Below are 18,457 nucleotides of genomic sequence, written 5' to 3'. Positions count from 1 at the left end.
GATGGCCCGCTGGGGGATGGTGATCGATCTCAATCGGTGCACGGCGTGCCAGGGATGTGTCACCGCCTGTCATCAGGAGAACAACGTGCCCCCATCGACTCCGACACTCGCCGGCGAGAGCCGCTCCATTCGATGGATCGACATGATGCCGCTGTACGAAGGGGAGTACCCCCACACAACGCTCACGCTGCTGCCGATGATGTGCCAGCACTGCGAACATCCGCCGTGCATCAAGGTCTGCCCCGTTGGCGCGACGTTTTTCAGTGAGTCGGAAGGGATCGTCGGGCAGGTCTACTCGCGCTGCATCGGTTGCCGGTACTGTACCAACGCGTGCCCCTACACCGTGCGCCAGTTCAACTGGTATCCACCCGACGTGCCCGATCCCTATCGGGATGGCACCAATCCCGACGTCTCCGTCCGCTACAAGGGCGTGGTCGAAAAGTGCACGTTCTGCAACCATCGCTTGATGAAGGCGCGCGACACCGCGAAGGCGGAGGGCCGGGATCTGCTGCCGGGCGAATACACCCCCGCCTGCGTCGAGGCATGCCCCACCAAAGCGATGGTATTCGGCAACCTCCAAGATCCAGACACTGAAGTCTCCAAGCTGGCGCGTTCCAAGCGGGCCTTTCGGCTCATGGAAGATCTGGGGACAGAGCCGAAAGTTGTCTACTTGCGAGAGGGGCGCGGCCAGTGAACTCACACCACAAGCATATGCCCAGGCCCACCGATCCGCTCGGCCCAGACTGGGCGCTGGTCAAGCCGATCGTCGAATCCAACCCACGCTTCTGGTTCGTCGTCGGGGTGCTGCTCGCCGGCATCGCCCTCGGCGCGACGGCCTACATTCATCAAGTGCGCACCGGCCTCGGCGTGACGGGGATGAACCGGCCGGTCTACTGGGGCATCTACATCATCAACTTCGTGTTCTTCATCGGCATCAGCCACGCGGGCACACTGATCTCCGCGATCCTGCGACTCGCCAACGCCGAGTGGCGGCGGGCGATCACCCGCTCGGCCGAGGTGATCACCGTGATGGTGATTGTCTTCGGCGTGAGCAACGTCATCTTCGACCTCGGCCGTCCCGACCGCGCCTACTTCGTCGTCACGCACGGGCGCCTCCAATCGCCGCTGCTGTGGGACGTGTGTTCCATCAGCGTCTATCTGACGTGCAGCACCATCTATCTGTACCTGCCGCTGATTCCCGACATCGCCATTCTCCGCGACCAAGCGAACCGGCGACGCTGGCTGTACCGCATCCTCGCGCTCGGGTGGCAAGGCACGCCCGGGCAGCACCGCCTCCTCGAAAAAGGCATCGGCGTGCTCATGGTGATCGTGATTCCGATCGCGGTCTCCGTGCACACCGTGGTGTCGTTCGTCTTCGCCATGACGCTCCAACCCATGTGGCACGCCGCCATTTTCGGTCCCTACTTCGTCGTCGGCGCCATCTTCAGCGGCATCGCCGCGTTGATCATCGCCATGGCAATCATTCGCTGGGCCTATCACCTCGAAGGCTACCTCAAGCAGGTCCACTTCGACTACCTCGGCATCCTGCTCCTGGTGATGACCTTGCTGTGGTTCTACTTCACGTTCGCAGAGTATCTGACAACCTGGTACGGGGCCGAGCCCATCCACATGGCGGTGTGGTGGTCGAAGGTTTCCGGCAAGTACTCGCCGCAGTTCTGGACAATGTTCGCCTGCTGCTTCGTCATTCCCATGATGATCCTCACGCGGCGGAAGACCCGCACGGTTGCGGGCACCGTCGTCGCCTCGATCGCCATCACGATCGGCATGTGGCTGGAACGCTTCGTCATCGTCGTGCCCACCGTCTCCAACCCGCGCCTGCCGCTGGACCGCGGCATCTACCACCCCACCTGGGTCGAGTGGTCCATCCTCACCGGGTGTTTTTGCTTCTTCATCCTGCTCTACGTGTTGTTCACTCGCTTCTTCCCGATCGTTTCCATCTGGGAAATCCAGGAAGGTCGGATGAACGCCACGAAGGAGTTGACGGAACGGGTCGCGGGTTATCTGCCCGATCTACCAGCCCAGGACGCCGCAGCGCGCGGCGGCATCACCGTTGCTGCGACCGAGGGAGGTCTGGCATGAGAGCGGTCCTCGTCGCCCTTCTCCTCCTTGCACCGGCGGTCCTGGTGAGGCCAGGGTTGGCCCAGGATGTGGAGCCGCAACCCAACTCGGGCGAGCAGGAATTGGGTCGGGTCGCCCGCGAGGCCAAAGAGAAGATCTTCACCGGCGACGCGGAGATGGGCTGGGAGCTGTTCCGCGAGAAGAACTGCATGCGCTGTCATGCTGTGTGGGGCGAGGGTGGGGAGGTCGGACCGGATCTAGGGCGAACCCGGGCTTTCGGGCACGTTACCGCCGGCCAGCTCGCGGCGACGATGTGGAACCACGTGCCGCGCATGTGGGAGAAGATGGAGGAAGGCGGGATCCGGCTGATCCCCATCTCGCCCGAGGAGATGAGCCACTTGTTCGCCTTCCTGCTGTTCATTCGGTACGCCGACGAGCCGGGCGACCCGGTTGAGGGCAAGAGCCTCTTGGCCAAGCACAAGTGCGATACCTGCCATTCCATCGACGCGCAGGGCGGAACAGTCGGGCCCGATCTCGCCAAGTGGACCCGCTTCGTCAACCCGGTCGTGTGGGCACAAAAGATGTGGAAACATGCCACCGAGATGAAGGAGAGGATGGCATCCATGGGGATCGCTTGGCCGCAGTTCAGCGGCCAAGACTTGAATAACATCGTCGCCTATATTCGCTCCCGGACGGCGGGCGAGGCGAAGGAGTACATCGAGCCTGGCTCCGCGGCGCGGGGGGAGAAGCTGTTCGAAGCGCGCGGTTGCGGCTCCTGCCACACGATGGGCGGCGCGCCGGGAGTCGGGCCCGACTTGCTGAGAACCGAGCTGGCAAACAGCTTGTCGGGTATTGCCACGCGGATGTGGAATCACGCCCCGAAGATGCAGCAAGAGATTCGCAGGCGGAATCTGACCGCCGTGGACCTCACGGCGCAGGAGATGGCGGACATCACGACTTACTTGCTGACTCGACGGTATTTCCTCAGCGAGGGCGACCCGGACGCGGGGCGCAAGGTGTTCTTCTCAAAGCAGTGCGTGATGTGCCACGCCATTCACGATACCGCGGGCGGCCGCACTGGGCCGAACCTGGGTCCGATCAAGGGGAACGCGTCACCCATTCTCATGGCCCATGTCATGTGGCGGTACGGGCCGGCCATGCTCAGTCAAATGGCCGAGCGCGGAGTTCGGTGGCCGCACTTGGACGGACAGGAAATGGCCGACCTGATCGCGTTCATTAACCGCGAGAGCTTGCGTAAGACGCCCCCATAGGCCCTCACGGCCCGTTGAAAAACCGCCCGTGCTTCGAGACGCGCCCTGCGGCGCGCCCAAGAGAAAGCACGAACGCTCCGGAGCGGGAGCCAGCTCCCGCACTCCACACCCGAGCACTCTAGCGAGCGGCGGGCTGAGGCCACAGGCAAAATGCCTTCCGCGAATTGCCTCCATCCGCGAATCGCTTCCTCGCTTCGTTTCTCCCACAGACCGCTAGACAGCGGCACCGGCAGATGCGCTATAAGGGCACCATGGAACTCAACCGGCGCCTCAGCCGCGCGCGGGTCGGCCGTGCCCACCTTCTGGGGTGAGCGCGTCGTGGCTAACCGAGGCATTCGCCCGAGTACCACCCGCAGCACGGCGGCCTTGTGGGCTAAGTCGCTGCTCAACGCCTGCCTGTTCTTTCTGCTCTTCATGGTCGCCTTACCGTGGGCGGCGCACTGGTTGTTGCCGGCCGCGATCGCTTTGCCGGGCTGGCTCAGGGCCGGTGGCGGCGGTCTGTTCTTCTTTGGCGGCGTGGTGGTCTGGGCGGTATGCTTGGATCTCTTCAGCCGGCGCGGGCGCGGCACGCCGTTTCCACTCGATGCACCGCGCCTGCTGGTTACCAGCGGGCCGTTCGCCTGGGTGCGCAATCCCATCATGGCTGCCGAGCTGTCGGTCATCTGGGGCGAAGCGTTGTACGTTGCCGGCGTGGGGTTAGCACTCTACGCCGCGCTGTGCACGCTGGCTGCTCACTTGGGCGTGGTGTTGATCGAAGAGCCGGAGTTGCGCGCGCGTTTCGGCGAATCGTACGACGCCTACTGCCGGCGTGTACCGCGCTGGTTGCCGCGACTACGGGGGAGAATATGACGCCGCCTCAGGCGGTGCGTCGCGGTTCGCATCTGAGGCGGCGGCGCGGCTGCGCGTGAAACGTTCACTGGTTGGCGGGGGAGCCCGGTGGAATTCAGCTCGGTGCAGACAGTGGCAGCAGCGGTTGACTGGTTCGCCGCCTGGCTGCCGGCCAGCACTGACGATATCACCAGTGCTGCAACCGTGTTGTGCTCGTCGGCGCGGGCTCACGCCCTGCGCCGGGCGCTGGCGCACGAACGCCAAGAGACCGGGCGGCTGGCCGGCGTACGCTTTCTCGAAGCTGCCGCGTTGGCGCGCGAGCTGCTGGCGCGCTCCGGCCAGGTGCGCGAGCCGGGCTGGGAGATGGTCCGCCGGCTACGCATCCATCAGTGCTTCGACTCCGGTGCCCTGCGCGACCGGCTCCGATACTTCGACGCGAACCAGCTGCGCTCGGGCCGCGGCTACGCGGACGCCTTCGCGCGCGTGATTGCTGACCTCGACAGCAGCGGGCTGAGCGCGGCAATGACGGAGCAGGCGGCGCGCGACTTGAGCGCAACCGACGCCCTGAGCGCGCGCCGCTTGCACGACGTTGCCGCGGTCTGGGCGGCAGCGGACCTCGATCTTGCCGCCCGCCGCAGCACCGCGCGCTTGCTGGTAGAAGCCGCGACGGTGGTGCGCGCAGCGCCGCTGCTGGCGGCGCCATTCGGGCGGGTGGCTGCCTTCGTCACCTCGTCGCCGACGGCGACATTGCTCCAATTCCTCTCCGCCTTGCCCGCATGCTCCGTGCTCTTTCTCGATGCGCGCCCGCTGCGAGCCGGTACGCAGCGCTGGCGCCAGCTGATCACCAGCACGCCAGCAATCAGCACGGGCACGGCACTCTTGCCGCGAGCCGCTACTCGACCCGGGCCGCAAACGCCGCGAAGTTCCTCGCGCGGCGCGCCCGGCCCGCAGCAGCTGGCGTTGCCGCTCGGCGAGGTCGAGCGATTGTCGGTCAACGAACTCGCGCTGGTGCGCCAGTTCGCATTCGCGCCGGCCGAATTGGTGGCCAACCCCGATCGCCCGCGCTCAAACGGACCCGACGGCTCGGTCGATCTGGAGGAGTACCCCGCTATCGAAGACGAGGTCGAGGCCGCAGCGCTCTGGGTCGGCGAGCAAATCGCCCTCGGCACACCGCTGGAGTCGATCGCCGTAATCGTCCCGGCGCTCGATCCGCACGCGCGGCTCCTGCTCGACCGTCTGGCACGCCTCGGCACCGCAGCGCCGCAGACCGCCAGTGCAGAGGGCGAAGCGCAAGCTCGCAACTTGTGGAGTTCAGACACCGTGCCGGCCTATGTCGCCGGCGGCGTGCCGCTGCGGGACACGGCCGCGGGCCTGCGCCTGAGTGCCCTACTGCACGCCCTGCTTGCCGGCCTCGAAACCGAAGCCATGATCCCGGTGGTGCGGGCGCTACGGCGCAGCGATGACGAGCCCCGGCGGCTGAGCCCGTCGCGGGTGGCGGAGATCGTGTACGGTGCGGGCATCGTCGGCGGCAGCCCGGGCGACGCGGCGGGCGCGCTCGAATGGTTGCCGCGGTTACAGCGACGGCGCGCCTGCTTGCAGCGGCTGCTGGCGGAGCTACCGGCCACACCTACGGGCGAAGCGGAAAAACGCCAACACCTGTACACGCGGCGCGAGAGTGAACGCTGGCTGGCCGAGGTCGAGCCGCTGTTGCCGGCACTGGCGGCGCTGCAGCAACTGGCGGCCATGGCCATCGACGGCACCGGGCTGCGCCGGCTGTGGCCGGCTACGCAGGAGTTCTTCACCACCCACCTGCGCGTGCCCCCCCAGCCGGAAGACTGCCTGGCCATACTCAGCGAAGCCGTAGCCCCGGTGCTGGCCGACGCAGTCGCCGACGCCGTGTGTGGTTTCGCCGCCCTCGCCTATCTGCTCGAGGCGCTGCGCAGCACGCGCGTACCCTACGGCCGCTTCGGCGAGGCGCGCCTGTTCATCGGCACCGCCGCGGCCGCCGCCGGCATCGCCTTTCGCGCCACTCGCATCCTCGGGCTGGCCGAAGGCATCGTGCCGCGCACCCCGCACGACGATCCGATCGTGCCGAACGAGGTCCGGATGCTGCTGGAGGAGCAGCTCCGGCGCGAACATCCACAAGTGGTGATTCCGCGCTTGGAGGACAGCGTACTCGAAGACGTGCATGCATTCGTGCGCGTAGTCAGCGGCACCAGCCAACGGCTGGCGCTGTCGGTTGCCCGCCAATGGGTGGACCGCAGCGAGCGCGAGGTTTCGGGAATGATGCTGGAAATCGCCGCTGCGCTGGCGCGTCGCCCGCAGTCGCCCAGCGACGGCGATGTCCCCAACGCCGCCCGCCTGCGGGCGGACTACTTCAGCCCCGGGCGCGGCGCGCGCCGTACCTACGCCGCCCGCGCCGCGCAGGCGCGGGCCCTGCTCAGCTGCGCGCCGCACTCGACCGGCAGCGCTTGGCGCGTACCCGCGGGCTGGTGCACCGGCGCGGCCACCCGCCTGGATCGCACGCGCGCGCTGGCCGCCGCCGACAACGGCGCGCTTAGCATCACGGCCGCAACCTGGTCGGCCCTGCCGGTTCCCGGCCTCAGCGCCGCGCGTCCGATCTCCGCTTCGGCATTGACCACCTTGTTACAGTGCCCGCACCGCTTTCTCTTGCAGTACGTTCTCCACCTCGATCAGCCGGCGCGCCGGCCGTCGACCGACACGATCGCGGCCGACGCCTATGGTTCGTTGTTTCACGCCACCGCTGAGGCCTTCTTCCGCGCCCACGGTGCAGCCGTATGCGCGCGCGAAGGCAGCCTCGAGCACTGGCGCGACCGCGCGAGGGAAATCGCGAGCGAGAAGTTCGCCGCCTGGGGCGATGAGTACCCGTTGCGCGGTCACGACGCCGTCGCGCGCGAAGAACAGCGCCTGCGGCAGCAGCTCGCGTTGCTGGCCGAGATCGAATGGCGCATGCCGCGGCGGACGTTCGGCGACACCGAAATGCCCTTTGGCGACCCGGAGCCGATCCCGCTCGCGCTGCCGGGGGGGGCGCTCTATGTCACCGGCCAGATCGATCGGGTGGACCGTCTGCCCGACTCGACCTGGTCGGTGCGTGATCTCAAGACCGGCCGGCTGCACGACCTCATCGAAGAACCACTCAACCCCACTCGCGATCTGCAGATCGGCCTGTACACCCTGGTGATGGACAGGCATTCGCCCCCGATGCGTGTGAGCCACGCGGCCTACGTTCACCCTCAGGCCGGACACGAGCCCGAACGCGCCTTCGAGCATTCGCTGCTCAAGCAGCTGCGGGTGCAGACCGGGGAGTGGCTCGGCGTCGCCCGCGGGCTACTTGCAGCCGGGGTGTTTCCGCGGACGACACAGGTGTCCGATTGCAGCTACTGTCCGCTGCGCTCGGCCTGCGGCGACGGCGCACCCGGGCGTGGCGCCGCCGAGCTGCTGGCGGCGCCGCTCTCGCCCGAGCTGGCGGCGTTCATTCAACTGCGGCAGCAGGGGCCGGATGATGAAGGCGATCGCTGACCAGGCCGCCCGCGCCGCCATCGTCGCCGAACGGGCGCGCAATGTGGCGGTGCTGGCCGGCGCCGGCACGGGCAAGACCAAGACCATCATCGATCGCGCCGTCGAGCTGCTGGCGCCGCGCGCTCAGGCGGTACCGCCGCTTGCGATCAAGCGGCTAGCGGCCATCACCTTCACGCGCCGTGCTGCCGGCGAGCTGCGCTTTCGCTTGCGCGAGCAGCTGCTGCGCGAACTCGAACAGGCAGCCCGTACTGCGGATCAGCGCGCCGCCTGGCTGCGTGATGCCATCTCCAACCTCGACGCCGCCTTCATCGGCACCATTCACGGCTTTGCCGACCGCTTGCTGCGCTTGCGGCCGGTCGAGGCCAAGCTCAGCCCGGCGTATGCCTTGGTCGAAGATACCTCCGAGCTGGTGCGCGAGACCTTCAGCCGGCTGCGCCGGGCGGCAGAGGCCGGCAACCTGGCGGCCGCGCTCGGCGCCGCCCCGCTCGCCCCCGCGTTGATCAGCGAAGCCGCCGAAACCCTGCGCGCCGCCGCGCGCGCCGGCTTGCAAATGGAGCGCGCCGAGAACGCTTACGGGCCGCTGCCCTCGGTCGAGGCCGTGCTGGCGAGCATGATCGACACCCGCGACGTCGATTTCGCCCTGCCCCCGATTCCCGATCCCGGCGCCGCCGCGGCGCGCGCGGCGGTCGATCGCTTGGTCCAGATGCTCGCCCAGATGCGCGGCGACAGCTTCGGCCACAACCGGCTGCGCCGGCTCGGTCACGCCCTGCAACGGCTGCACGCGATGCGTGATCCCGACGATGGCGCCGAAGCCTTCCACATCGTCCAGCAGGCCGGGCGCGGCCGCTCGCTCTACAAGCAGCGTGACTTCAACAACGACGCCCTGGGCTGGTCGATCTACAGCGCCGTGCGCCCGGACAACCACAAGGCCGGCAGCCTGGCGGAGCAGTTGCGCGGCCCGCAGCGCTGGCTGGTGATCCGATTGGTTCGCCTCTTCCCTGTGCTGCGGGCGATGTACGAACGCGTCAAGGACGAGCACGAAGTCGTCGACTACCTCGACTTGTTGGTCAAACTGCGCGAAGTGCTGCGCACCGACCGCAGCGCGCGCGGCTTTTATCAGGGGCTGTTCGATCACCTCTTCGTCGACGAGTTCCAAGATACCGATCCGCTGCAGTGCGAGATCGTTTTCTTTCTCTGCGAAGACGGCACCGACGCCGACCGCTGGGACCAGGCCCGGCTGGTTTCCGGCAAGCTCACGATCGTGGGTGATCCCAAGCAATCGATCTATCGCTTCCGCCGCGCCGACATCGTGATGTACGACCGCGCGGCGCAGCGGCTGCGCGCCGGCGGCGCCTTCGAGCAGCGGCTCGACACCAACTTTCGCAGCCGCCCTGACCTGATCGAGTTCTTCAACGGCCAGTTGGCCAAGCTCCTCGGGCGCGAAGGCGACAACCCGGTCGAGGCCGGCAGCGGGCGCGCACGTTACGAAGACCTCGCACCCGATCCGCGGGTGGCGCCCGCGGGCGCCGCGGTCCATACCCTGCCCTACGCCGGGGCCGGCGGCGCGGCGCTGCTGGCGGGTAACGGCCGCGCGCTCGAAGCCATGGCGGTGGCGCGCTACGTCCGCTACCTGCTCGCCGCCGGCACCAGCGTGCGCGACCCCGACAGCGGAGCCGGGCGGCCGCTGCGCCCCGGTGACATCGCCGTGCTCGCCTGTGTGACCACGAATCTCCGCCTGTTATTGGAGCAGTTCGACGCACTGGCGATCGCATACAGCGCCCGTGGCGGAGTGCTGTTCCTCAGCCATCCCCTGGTCCGCCAGTACCTGCTCGGGCTGCGCGCCCTGGCCGACGCCGACGACGGGGTGGCGCGCGCGGCGCTGCTACGCACGCCGTTCTTTGCGCTCGACGGCGACGACCTAGTGGCCGGCCTCGCCGGCAACGCCAGCGCCGGGGCGGCAGGGGCAGCCAGCGTGGGTTGCGGCGAGGCCCAGGCGCTGATCGCAGAGCTGCGCCGCCAGCGCTGGCAGCGCTCCCCCGGGGCCACCGCCCGCGACCTGATCGAGCGCACCGCGCTTGGCCGCGCGGTCGTCACCGGGAGCAACGGCCGGCAGATCCTGGCGGCGTTGTACGAGGTCGCCTGGGAACTGGAGCGCCGGGCCGCGCTGGCGGGGGTCGATTACGACGTGGCGACTGCGTTGGTGCGCACCTGGGCCGAAGCCCCGGTGTTCCTCGATGCGCCGGAACCGTTGGGCGATGAGGCGGTGCGGGTGATGAGCATTCACCAGGCCAAGGGGCTGGAGTTTCCGGTGGTGATCTTGTGGGACGGGTTTCAGACCCTCAGCGATCGCGGCGGTGGGTTGTGGCGCGTCGAGCGTGACGGCGCCGGCTGGGCGCTCAATCTCGGGGCGATGGCCGTCGAGCAACCGCCGGGCAGCGGGCTGATCGAGCGCGAGAAAGTGTTCGGCGAGTCGGAGCGGCGGCGCATGTACTACGTTGCCGCCACCCGCGCGCGCGATCTGCTGGTGTTGCCGCTGCCACTCACTAAGAGTGATCGGCTGCCCTATGCGAACAAGGCGCTGGCTGAGGGCGCGGCGCAGGAACAGCTCCGCGAGTTCGCCCGCTTCCAGCCCGACACCGTACCCGAGTGGGCGCAAGGAGCCGACAGCACCGCCGCCGCGGAGATTTGCGCCGACCAAGCCTTGCAGGCCGAGCTCGACGCCCGCGCCGCCGAGTTCCGGACCGATCTCGCCGCCGCCGCGCGACCGGTAGCCGCGCCGGCGCCGATGACGGCTGCGGCCAAACTCGCCGATCCGCCAGACGACGCGGAAACCGAGCGTGCGCGCAAGACCGGCGGCGCGCGCTTCGGGGCACAGTTCGGCATCGTCGTGCACCGCGCGCTCGAGCTGGTGCTTTCGGGATCACAGCCGGCGCCGCGCCCGGCAGCGGCCGTGGCCGCCGCCCAGGCGCACTGCACCGAACACTTTGACGAAGCCGTCGCGGACGTCGAACGCGCCCTCGCCGCGCTGCGCGCCGCCGGCATCACTGCCACGGCCGGCTGGCAGCTGTGCTGCGAATACCCGGTCTACGACCGCCAGCCCGGCCGGCTGCTCGGCGGCTTCATTGATCTGCTGGCGCTCTCGGCGCAGGCCGCCGCCGTCATCGACTTCAAGTCCGACCAGCCGCAAGCCGGCGCGCTAGCGAGCGTGTATCCGACTTACGCCGAACAGCTGCGGCTGTACGGGCGCGCGCTCGAGCGTAGCGGCCGTTTGCAGGGGCGGCGATTGCAGTTGGGACTACTGCTCACCGCCAGTGGAGAGCTGCGCTGGCTGTAGCGCAGCCGCCGGTGCGCTACTTGTCCCCGGCGACCGCCCGGTTGATCAGGCTGGCGGCCACGCCCGCGCCGAAGCCGTTGTCGATGTTCACCACCGTGATGCCGGCGGCGCACGAGTTGAGCATCGCCAGCAAGGCGGCCAGGCCGCCGAAGCTGGCGCCGTAGCCGATGCTGGTCGGCACCGCGATCACGGGCACGCCGACTAGCCCGCCGACGACGCTCGGCAGCGCGCCCTCCATGCCCGCGACCACGATCACCACGCTGGCGCGGTTGAGCAACTCCTGCCGGGCGAGCAAGCGATGGATACCGGCGACGCCGACGTCGTGGAGGCGCTCGACACGGTTGCCGAGCAGCTCGGCGGTCAGCGCCGCCTCTTCGGCAACGGGCAGGTCGGAAGTGCCGGCGCAGACGACGAGAATCGTGCCGCGCCCGGTGATTTCCACCGGGTGGCGCAGCAGCGTCGCCACCCGCGCGTGTTCGTTGTAAAGCAGCTCGGGCAGCGCCGCCGACACCGCCGCCGCGGTCGCCGCCTCCAGCCGCGTGATCAGCACGTTCTGCTCGCCCTGGCCCAGGCGCAGCGCGATCTCGGCGATCTGCGCGGCGGTCTTGCCGGCGCCGAAGATCACTTCGGGAAACCCTTTGCGCAGCGCGCGGTGATGGTCGATCTTGGCGAAGCCGAGGTCCTCGAACGGCATTCCCTTGAGCTGTACCAGCGCCTGGTCAGGGCTCAGCGCCCCGTGGCGGACTTGTTCCAGCAGCTCTCGCAAGCGATTGGGGTTCATCAAGGTCAGCGCGGCCAAGCCTGGGTCATGAGGCAAAATGGTCCCAGCCGCCGCCACCGCGGACGTGCACTTCGCGACCGGCGCCTTCGAGTTCGACGCCGAAGCGCCGGGGAAGACAGCGGCCGATGCGGGTCACGCGGCAGCCCAGCCGCCGGCGCAATTGCTCCAGTGCCGCAACCCGGCGCGCCGGCACGATGAAGAGGAGTTCATAGTCGTCACCGCCGCGCAGCGCCAGCTGCAGGGCTTGCGCCGGCGGCAGGCGCCGCAGCGCGCTCGCATATGGCAGCCGATCGACCTCGACCACAGCGCCGCAGCGGCTGGCCGCGGCGATGTGCCCGAGGTCTTGCAGCAGGCCGTCGCTGATGTCGATCATAGCTGAGGCGAGGTTGTGTTGGGCCAACACCGCGCCGGCAGTGAGCCGCGCTTGCGGCTCGCGGTAGCGCCGCACCGCGACGCCGGTGCGCTGGCCCTGGCGCAGCTGCCGCACACCGAGAGCGGCGTCACCCAACGTGCCGGTGACATAGATCTCATCGCCCGCGCGCGCGCCGGCGCGGGTGATGATGCGCCGGCCGGCTTCGCCGAGAACCGTGACCGAAATGAACAGGTGTGCCGCGCCGGTGACGTTGCCGCCGACAACTGCCACACCGGCGGCACGCCCCGCGGATTTGATGCCGTTATGGATTGCCAACAAATCCCGCACCGGAAAATTCGGCGGCACGCCCACGCTGATGACGCAAGCGGTCGGCCGGCCACCCATGGCCGCGATGTCGCTGAGATTGACCAGGAGGCTGCGCCGCCCCAGCTGCACGGGCGTCAGCCAGCCGCGCTCGAAGTGGACCTCTTCTACTAGTGCATCGGTGGTGATGAGCAGCCGCCGCGAGCCGCAGCGTACCACCGCGCAATCGTCGCCCGGCCCGACGATGACATCTCGCCGGCGTCCCAAGGTCGGCAGCAGCCGATCGAGGAAGCCGAACTCACCGAGGGCTTTGAGTGTTTGGGCACGCGGCAGCGGCATCAGATCAGCTCGGAACCGACAAGTTCGGCCAGGTGTTGGTCATCTTGAGCCACAGTGGGTTGCAGCGTCAAGCCGGCGGCGGCGCACGATCATGGCTCGCCCGCCTCGACTTCTTCGAGCTTGCCGGCGTTGAGGCGCAGCAGATAGAGCGCTCGGGTGGCATTACCGTCCCGCACGCGCAGCTCGCCGGAGGCGCCGGTGACGTGCTCCAGGCCGCGCAGCGTGTCGGCGACGGCTTCGCGGCTGGTGGCGCCGCGCTGCAGCACTTCGCGCAACAGCGCCGCCGCGTCGTAAGCCTGCGCCGCGAAGATGTCCGGCACGGCCTGGTGCTGCTTGCGAAAGGCCTCGACGAACAAGCGGGCGGCCGGGCGCGAGCTGTCGGGGAAGAAGCCGGTGACGAGCAGGGCGCCATTGAGCTGGGCGCGCGCCAATTCCTCCGGGTCATACCACTCGTGCGTGCCAAGCAACGCGATCTCGGGGATGGCTGAGCGCAGCGCGGTGCCGATGGCGGTGGCGGCAGCAGCGGAGTCGGGGACGAAGACGGCCTCGATCGTACCCTGCGCGTGGCGCTCGCGGGCGCGCGCGATCGGCGCGCTGGCGTCACGCTGGCGCGGATCGTAGGTGTCCGCCCAGGTCACCCGGCCGCCGCCGTGTTCGAGCGCGCTGCGGAACTTGGCGGTGAACTCGCGGCCGTATCTGTCGTCAGGCGCGAGCACAGCGACATGGCGCCAGCTCTGCCGCAGGGCTTGGCGCGCCAGCGCCTCGGCCTGCTGTGTGCGTGTCATCGCCGCCTGCAGCACGTAGCGGCCGGTCAGCCCCTCGCGCTGGGCCAGCAGCAGCAGCGGCAGGCGCGCGCTTTCGGCCAAGGCGGCGACGGTGGCGGCGACCTCGCCGCGCAAGGGGCCGATGACGGCAACCACGTCGGTACGGCCGGCCAGCTCGGCCACGGCGGCGCCGGCGGCCTCTGGATCACTGCTAGTGTCTTTGACCACCAGCCGATCGCGTTCGCTGCCGAACGCCAGCCGAATGCCCTGCAGCGAGCGCTCGCCGAACTCCTTGTAACGGCCGCTGAGCGGCAAGAGGCAGCCGATGCGCACGCCGGCCGGCGCCCGGCCCGGCGCCGCTGCCGGGGTGCCGGCGGCGGGTACGGGGGGTACGGGGGGGCGTTCGATCCAGTCACGAATCGCCGGCTCGGCAATCAGCTCGAGCGCGCGCGCTCGTTCGGTCTCGCCGAGCGTTTCGATGGTGCGGTCGAAGCGCCGGCGTAAAGCGGCGCGCTCGGGCTCGCCGGCCACGCGCCAAGCCTCGGCCCAGGCTTGCAGCGCGCTGACGCGGTTGTCGAGTTCCAGATGCACATCGCCGCGCAGCGCTTCGGCCTGCGGCCAGGTCTTGGCGGGATAGCCGGCGGCCAACTCATCGAGGGTTTGGAGCGCCGTGCGGTAGTCCTTGAGGCGGTACTGGCACAGCGCCACCTTGTACCAGGCACGCGGGACGTAGGCTTCGTCCGTAGGTTGCCGCAGGAAGCTGCGATAGGCATCGATCGCGCGTTCGTACTCGCCGCGCTGCAAGGCGTTCTCGGCGCGGGTGAATACGGCCGGAGCCGTGGCTGGCGCGGGCTGGTTGAGCGGGGAACAGCCGGTGAAGAGAGCAGCTAAGACCAACCACGCCGGCCAACGCGGCGATCGCGGAGCGGCACAGCGCGGAGGAACCGGCGCGCGCGGGACCGGCTGCGGGAAGCTGGCCGGTCGTGCATCGCTCATCTCCGGTCTCCCAATTTCCATTCGTGCGGAGGCCCCTGGGGCAAGGCTCAACCGAACATTTCCTTGACCTTATCGAGGAAGCCCTTGGTCATCGGCTGCACGTCTTCGCCGCTGAGTTTGGCGAACTCCTCGAGCAACTCACGTTGCCGAGCGGTGAGCTTGCGTGGGGTTTCGATGGTGACGCGAACCAGCTCGTCACCACGGCCGTAGCCGCGAACGTCGGGGACGCCCTTGCCTTTGAGGCGGAAGACGCTGCCCGACTGCGTGCCGGGCGCGAGCTTCATCTTCACCTTGCCCTCGAGCGTCGGCACCTCGATCTCGGCGCCGAGTGCGGCTTGTGGGAAGCTGAGCGGCACCTCGCAAATGATCTCGTTCTCCTGGCGGCGAAACAGCGGGTGCTCGCCGACGTTGAGGACGACATAAAGATCCCCGGCGGGCCCGCCGCTGAGTCCGGCCTCGCCCTCGCCGCGCAGCTTGAGGCGGGAGCCGGTGTCGACACCGGGCGGGATCTTGATGCTGAGGGTCTGGGTTGTTCGTGCCACCCCGGAGCCGCCGCAGCGGCGGCAGGGATCCTTGATGATCGAGCCCTGGCCGTTGCACTGCCCGCAGGTCTTGGCGATGGTGAAGAAGCCTTGCTGGAAGCGTACCTGTCCCGAGCCACGGCAGGCGGAGCAGGTGGAGCGGGCAGCACCGTCCTTGGTGCCCTGACCGCGGCAGGCTTCGCAGGCCACCAGGCGAGGCACCGAGATGGTTTTATCGGCGCCGAAGATGGCCTCTTCGAAGCTGACGTCGAGATTGTAGCGAAGATCCTCGCCGCGGCGGGAGCGGGTGCGGCCGCGCCCGCGGCTGGCGCCGAAGAAGTCTCCGAAGATGTCACTGAAGATGTCCTCGAACCCGGCGGCGGCGAAATCGAAGCCGCCCGGGCCCATGCCCTGTTCGAAGGCCGCGTGGCCGAAGCGATCATACTGCGCTCGGCGGTCGGCATCGCTCAGCATTTGGTAGGCCTCGGAGGCCTCTTTGAAGCGCTCTTCCGCGGCTTTGTCGCCGGGGTTGCGATCGGGGTGGTGCTTGAGGGCGAGCTTGCGATAGGCCTTCTTGATCTCGTCCTCGCTGGCGCTACGGCTGACACCGAGCACCTCGTAGTAATCACGTTTCTGGGCCACTGGGATTGCTTATCGTATAGCGCGGGGGAATGGTCATCGCATATCGCAGATCAGGCCTCGCCGATAGGGTAATCAGCAAATACAAAAGCCCTCCCTCGCAGTCGAGGGAGGGCTTTTGCGCCCATGGGCTGAGTGCTGCCGGCTACTTGACCTCCTCGAAGTCGGCGTCGACCACGTCTTCCTTCTTGCCCTTGCCGCCGGCTTCCTGGCCGGGGCCGCTGTCGCCGGGATGGGCCTCGCCATCGCCGCCCGGGCCGGCTTGGTGCGCGGCCTTGGCATACATTGCCTCGGCGAGCTTGTGCGAGGCGGTGCTGAGCTGCTCGAAGGCGGTCTTCATTTCGGCCGCGTCGTCACCTTCGAGCACCTTCTTGGCATGCTCCAGCGCCTGATCGATGCTGCCCTTGGCGGCGGCATCGAGTGCTTCGCCGTGTTCCTTGAGGGTCTTCTCGGTGGTGTAGACCAGGCTGTCGAGCTGATTGCGGGCCTCGGCCGTCTCGCGCCGCTTGTGGTCCTCGGCGGCGTGTTCCTCGGCGTCGCGGACCATCTTCTTGATCTCTTCCTCGCTCAGGCCGCTGGAGGCGGTGATGCGGATCGACTGCTCCTTGTTGGTGCCGAGGTCCTTGGCATGGACGTGGACGATGCCGTTGGCGTCGATGTCGAAGGTGACTTCAACCTGCGGCACGCCGCGGGGCGCAGGCGGAATGCCGATGAGATCGAACTGGCCGAGCAGCTTGTTGTTGGCCGCCATTTCGCGTTCGCCCTGAAAGACCCGGATGGTGACCGCGCTCTGGTTGTCGGAGGCGGTGGAAAAGATCTGGCTCTTCTTGGTCGGGATGGTGGTGTTCTTCTCAATCAGCTTGGTGAAGACGCCGCCGAGGGTCTCGATGCCGAGCGACAGCGGGGTGACGTCGAGCAGGAGCACGTCTTTGACTTCGCCCTTGAGTACGCCGGCTTGGATGGCGGCGCCGACGGCAACCACTTCGTCCGGGTTGACGCCCTTGTTGGGTTCCTTGCCGAAAAGCTTGCGGACATGCGCCTGGACCGCCGGCATACGGGTCATGCCGCCGACCAGTATCACTTCGTCGATATCGCTGGCGCGCAAGCCGGCGTCCTTCATCGCGGTCACGCACGGGTTGTCGAGCTTATCGAGCAGATCGGCACACAGCGCTTCGAGCTTCGAGCGCGTCAGCTTGATGTTGAGGTGCTTGGGCCCGCTCTGATCAGCCGTGATGAAGGGCAGGTTGATGTCGGTCTCCATCGAGGAGGACAACTCGCACTTGGCCTTCTCGGCGGCTTCCTTGAGCCGTTGCAGCGCCATGCGGTCCTTGCGCAGATCGATGCCCTGGTCCTTCTTAAACTCGTCGGCGAGGTAGTCGATGATGCGCTGATCGAAGTCCTCGCCGCCGAGGAAGGTGTCGCCGTTGGTTGACTTGACCTCGAAGACGCCGTCGCCGAGTTCGAGAATCGAGATATCGAAGGTGCCGCCGCCGAGGTCGAAGACGGCGATCTTTTCATCCTTCTTCTTGTCCAGCCCGTAGGCCAGCGAGGCCGCGGTGGGTTCGTTGATGATACGCAGCACGGTGAGGCCGGCAATGCGGCCGGCGTCTTTGGTGGCCTGGCGCTGGCTGTCGTTGAAGTAGGCGGGTACGGTGATGACCGCCTCGGTGAGCTTCTCGCCGAGGTAGTCCTCGGCAGTTTGTTTCATCTTCTGGAGGACGAAGGCCGAGATTTCCGCCGGGCTGTACTTCTTGCCACGGATCTCGGCCCAGGCATCACCGTTGTCTCCGCGCACGATCTTGAACGGCGAGACCTTGATCGCCTTCTGGACCTCGGAGTCGTCGAAGCGCCGGCCGATGAGGCGCTTGACCGCAGAGATGGTGTTGTCGGGGTTGGTGATGGCCTGGCGGCGGGCGATCTGCCCCACCAGCCGTTCGCCGGAATCGGTGAACGCGACCACCGACGGGGTTGTTCGGCCGCCTTCGGAGTTGGCGATAACCACCGGGTCGCCGCTTTCCATAACGGCAACGCAGGAATTCGTCGTTCCCAAATCAATGCCGATCACTTTAGCCATGTAAGGCCCTCGCTTTCGTGGCCAGCTTCATGCCGGGCATGGCTGGGGTTAATCATCGTTCTCGCCGTTGGCAACCGGCTTGCAGGGCCGGGCCGAAACCGTGACTTGAGCCGCCCGCAGCAGCCGTTCGTGCAATAGGTAGCCCGGTTGGTACTGTTCCACCACGCGGTTCGGTTCCTCGTCGGGCAATTCGACTCGGGCTAGAGCTTCATGTCGGGCTGGATCGAAGAGCTGGCCGCCGGCATCGATGCGGGCGACGCCGTGCTTGGCCAGTAGGTCGAGCAGACCAAGCAGTACCAGGGAGACCCCCTCGATCAGCTGCTGGCCGTCGCCACCGCCCTGCGCGTGGCTGACGGCGCGTTCGAGATTGTCGACCACCGGTAACAGGTCGCGGATGAGCGGTTCTTGGGCAAAGCGCATCAACTCGGCGCGTTCGCGTTGGGAGCGCTTGCGGAAATTATCGAGATCGGCCGCCGCCCGCAGGTAGCGGTCGTAATGCTCCTTGGCCTCGCCTTCCTTTTGCGCCAGCGCGGCCTTCACCTGTTCGAGTTCGGACTCAGGGGCCGGCGCGTCGGGAGGCTCGGGCTTGGGTTGATCCTCCGGACTCATGCTCCT

Annotated in this window: 12 protein-coding genes; 6 read left to right on the top strand and 6 right to left on the bottom strand. The window is 67.8% G+C overall.

The features are described 5' to 3' along the window. The first annotated feature begins 1 nt into the window (after position 1). The 6 genes from HY699_14170 (at position 2) to HY699_14145 (ending at position 11,052) form a co-directional block, all read left to right on the top strand. Positions 2-694, top strand: coding sequence for a 4Fe-4S dicluster domain-containing protein (locus HY699_14170; GenBank protein MBI4516952.1), 693 nt, complete (start codon positions 2-4; stop codon positions 692-694). A 17-nt stretch (positions 695-711) separates the two neighbouring features. Continuing rightward, positions 712-2,100 carry a polysulfide reductase NrfD gene (nrfD, locus tag HY699_14165; GenBank protein ID MBI4516951.1) on the top strand — a complete coding sequence of 463 codons (1,389 nt, stop codon included), beginning with the start codon at positions 712-714 and terminating at the stop codon, positions 2,098-2,100. Further along, on the top strand, positions 2,097-3,350 hold the full coding sequence (locus tag HY699_14160; GenBank protein ID MBI4516950.1) for a c-type cytochrome: 1,254 nt from the start codon (positions 2,097-2,099) through the stop codon (positions 3,348-3,350). Before nrfD ends, HY699_14160 begins: the two co-directional genes overlap by 4 nt. A gap of 318 nt (positions 3,351-3,668) precedes the next feature. After that, positions 3,669-4,199, top strand: coding sequence for an isoprenylcysteine carboxylmethyltransferase family protein (locus tag HY699_14155; protein MBI4516949.1), 531 nt, complete (start codon positions 3,669-3,671; stop codon positions 4,197-4,199). 111 nt (positions 4,200-4,310) lie between these two features. Beyond that, on the top strand, positions 4,311-7,718 hold the full coding sequence (locus HY699_14150; protein ID MBI4516948.1) for a PD-(D/E)XK nuclease family protein: 3,408 nt from the start codon (positions 4,311-4,313) through the stop codon (positions 7,716-7,718). Next, positions 7,699-11,052 (top strand): UvrD-helicase domain-containing protein, encoded by a 3,354-nt coding sequence (locus HY699_14145; protein MBI4516947.1) that lies wholly within the window; start codon positions 7,699-7,701, stop codon positions 11,050-11,052. The genes HY699_14150 and HY699_14145 overlap by 20 nt, the downstream gene beginning before the upstream one ends. Positions 11,053-11,068: 16 nt before the next feature. Here the strand turns inward: HY699_14145 and larB are convergent, their stop codons facing one another. The 6 genes from larB to HY699_14115 form a co-directional block, all read right to left on the bottom strand. Next, on the bottom strand, positions 11,069-11,833 hold the full coding sequence (gene larB / locus HY699_14140; protein MBI4516946.1) for a nickel pincer cofactor biosynthesis protein LarB: 765 nt from the start codon (positions 11,831-11,833) through the stop codon (positions 11,069-11,071). A gap of 25 nt (positions 11,834-11,858) precedes the next feature. Continuing rightward, positions 11,859-12,848, bottom strand: a complete 990-nt coding sequence (gene thiL / locus HY699_14135; protein ID MBI4516945.1) for a thiamine-phosphate kinase — start codon at positions 12,846-12,848, stop codon at positions 11,859-11,861. Positions 12,849-12,937: 89 nt separating this feature from the next. Then, positions 12,938-14,608 (bottom strand): penicillin-binding protein activator, encoded by a 1,671-nt coding sequence (locus tag HY699_14130; protein ID MBI4516944.1) that lies wholly within the window; start codon positions 14,606-14,608, stop codon positions 12,938-12,940. 47 nt (positions 14,609-14,655) lie between these two features. Further along, positions 14,656-15,777, bottom strand: a complete 1,122-nt coding sequence (gene dnaJ / locus HY699_14125; GenBank protein MBI4516943.1) for a molecular chaperone DnaJ — start codon at positions 15,775-15,777, stop codon at positions 14,656-14,658. Between the two features lie 136 nt (positions 15,778-15,913). Continuing rightward, complete coding sequence (gene dnaK, locus HY699_14120) at positions 15,914-17,842, bottom strand: molecular chaperone DnaK (GenBank protein ID MBI4516942.1); 1,929 nt, start codon at positions 17,840-17,842, stop codon at positions 15,914-15,916. 48 nt (positions 17,843-17,890) lie between these two features. Further along, positions 17,891-18,451, bottom strand: a complete 561-nt coding sequence (locus tag HY699_14115; protein ID MBI4516941.1) for a nucleotide exchange factor GrpE — start codon at positions 18,449-18,451, stop codon at positions 17,891-17,893. Between the last annotated feature and the right edge of the window lie 6 nt (positions 18,452-18,457).

Source organism: Deltaproteobacteria bacterium, from assembly GCA_016210005.1.
GTDB lineage: Bacteria > Desulfobacterota > Binatia > HRBIN30 > JACQVA1 > JACQVA1.
This window is presented reverse-complemented; position numbering and strand designations above follow the sequence as displayed.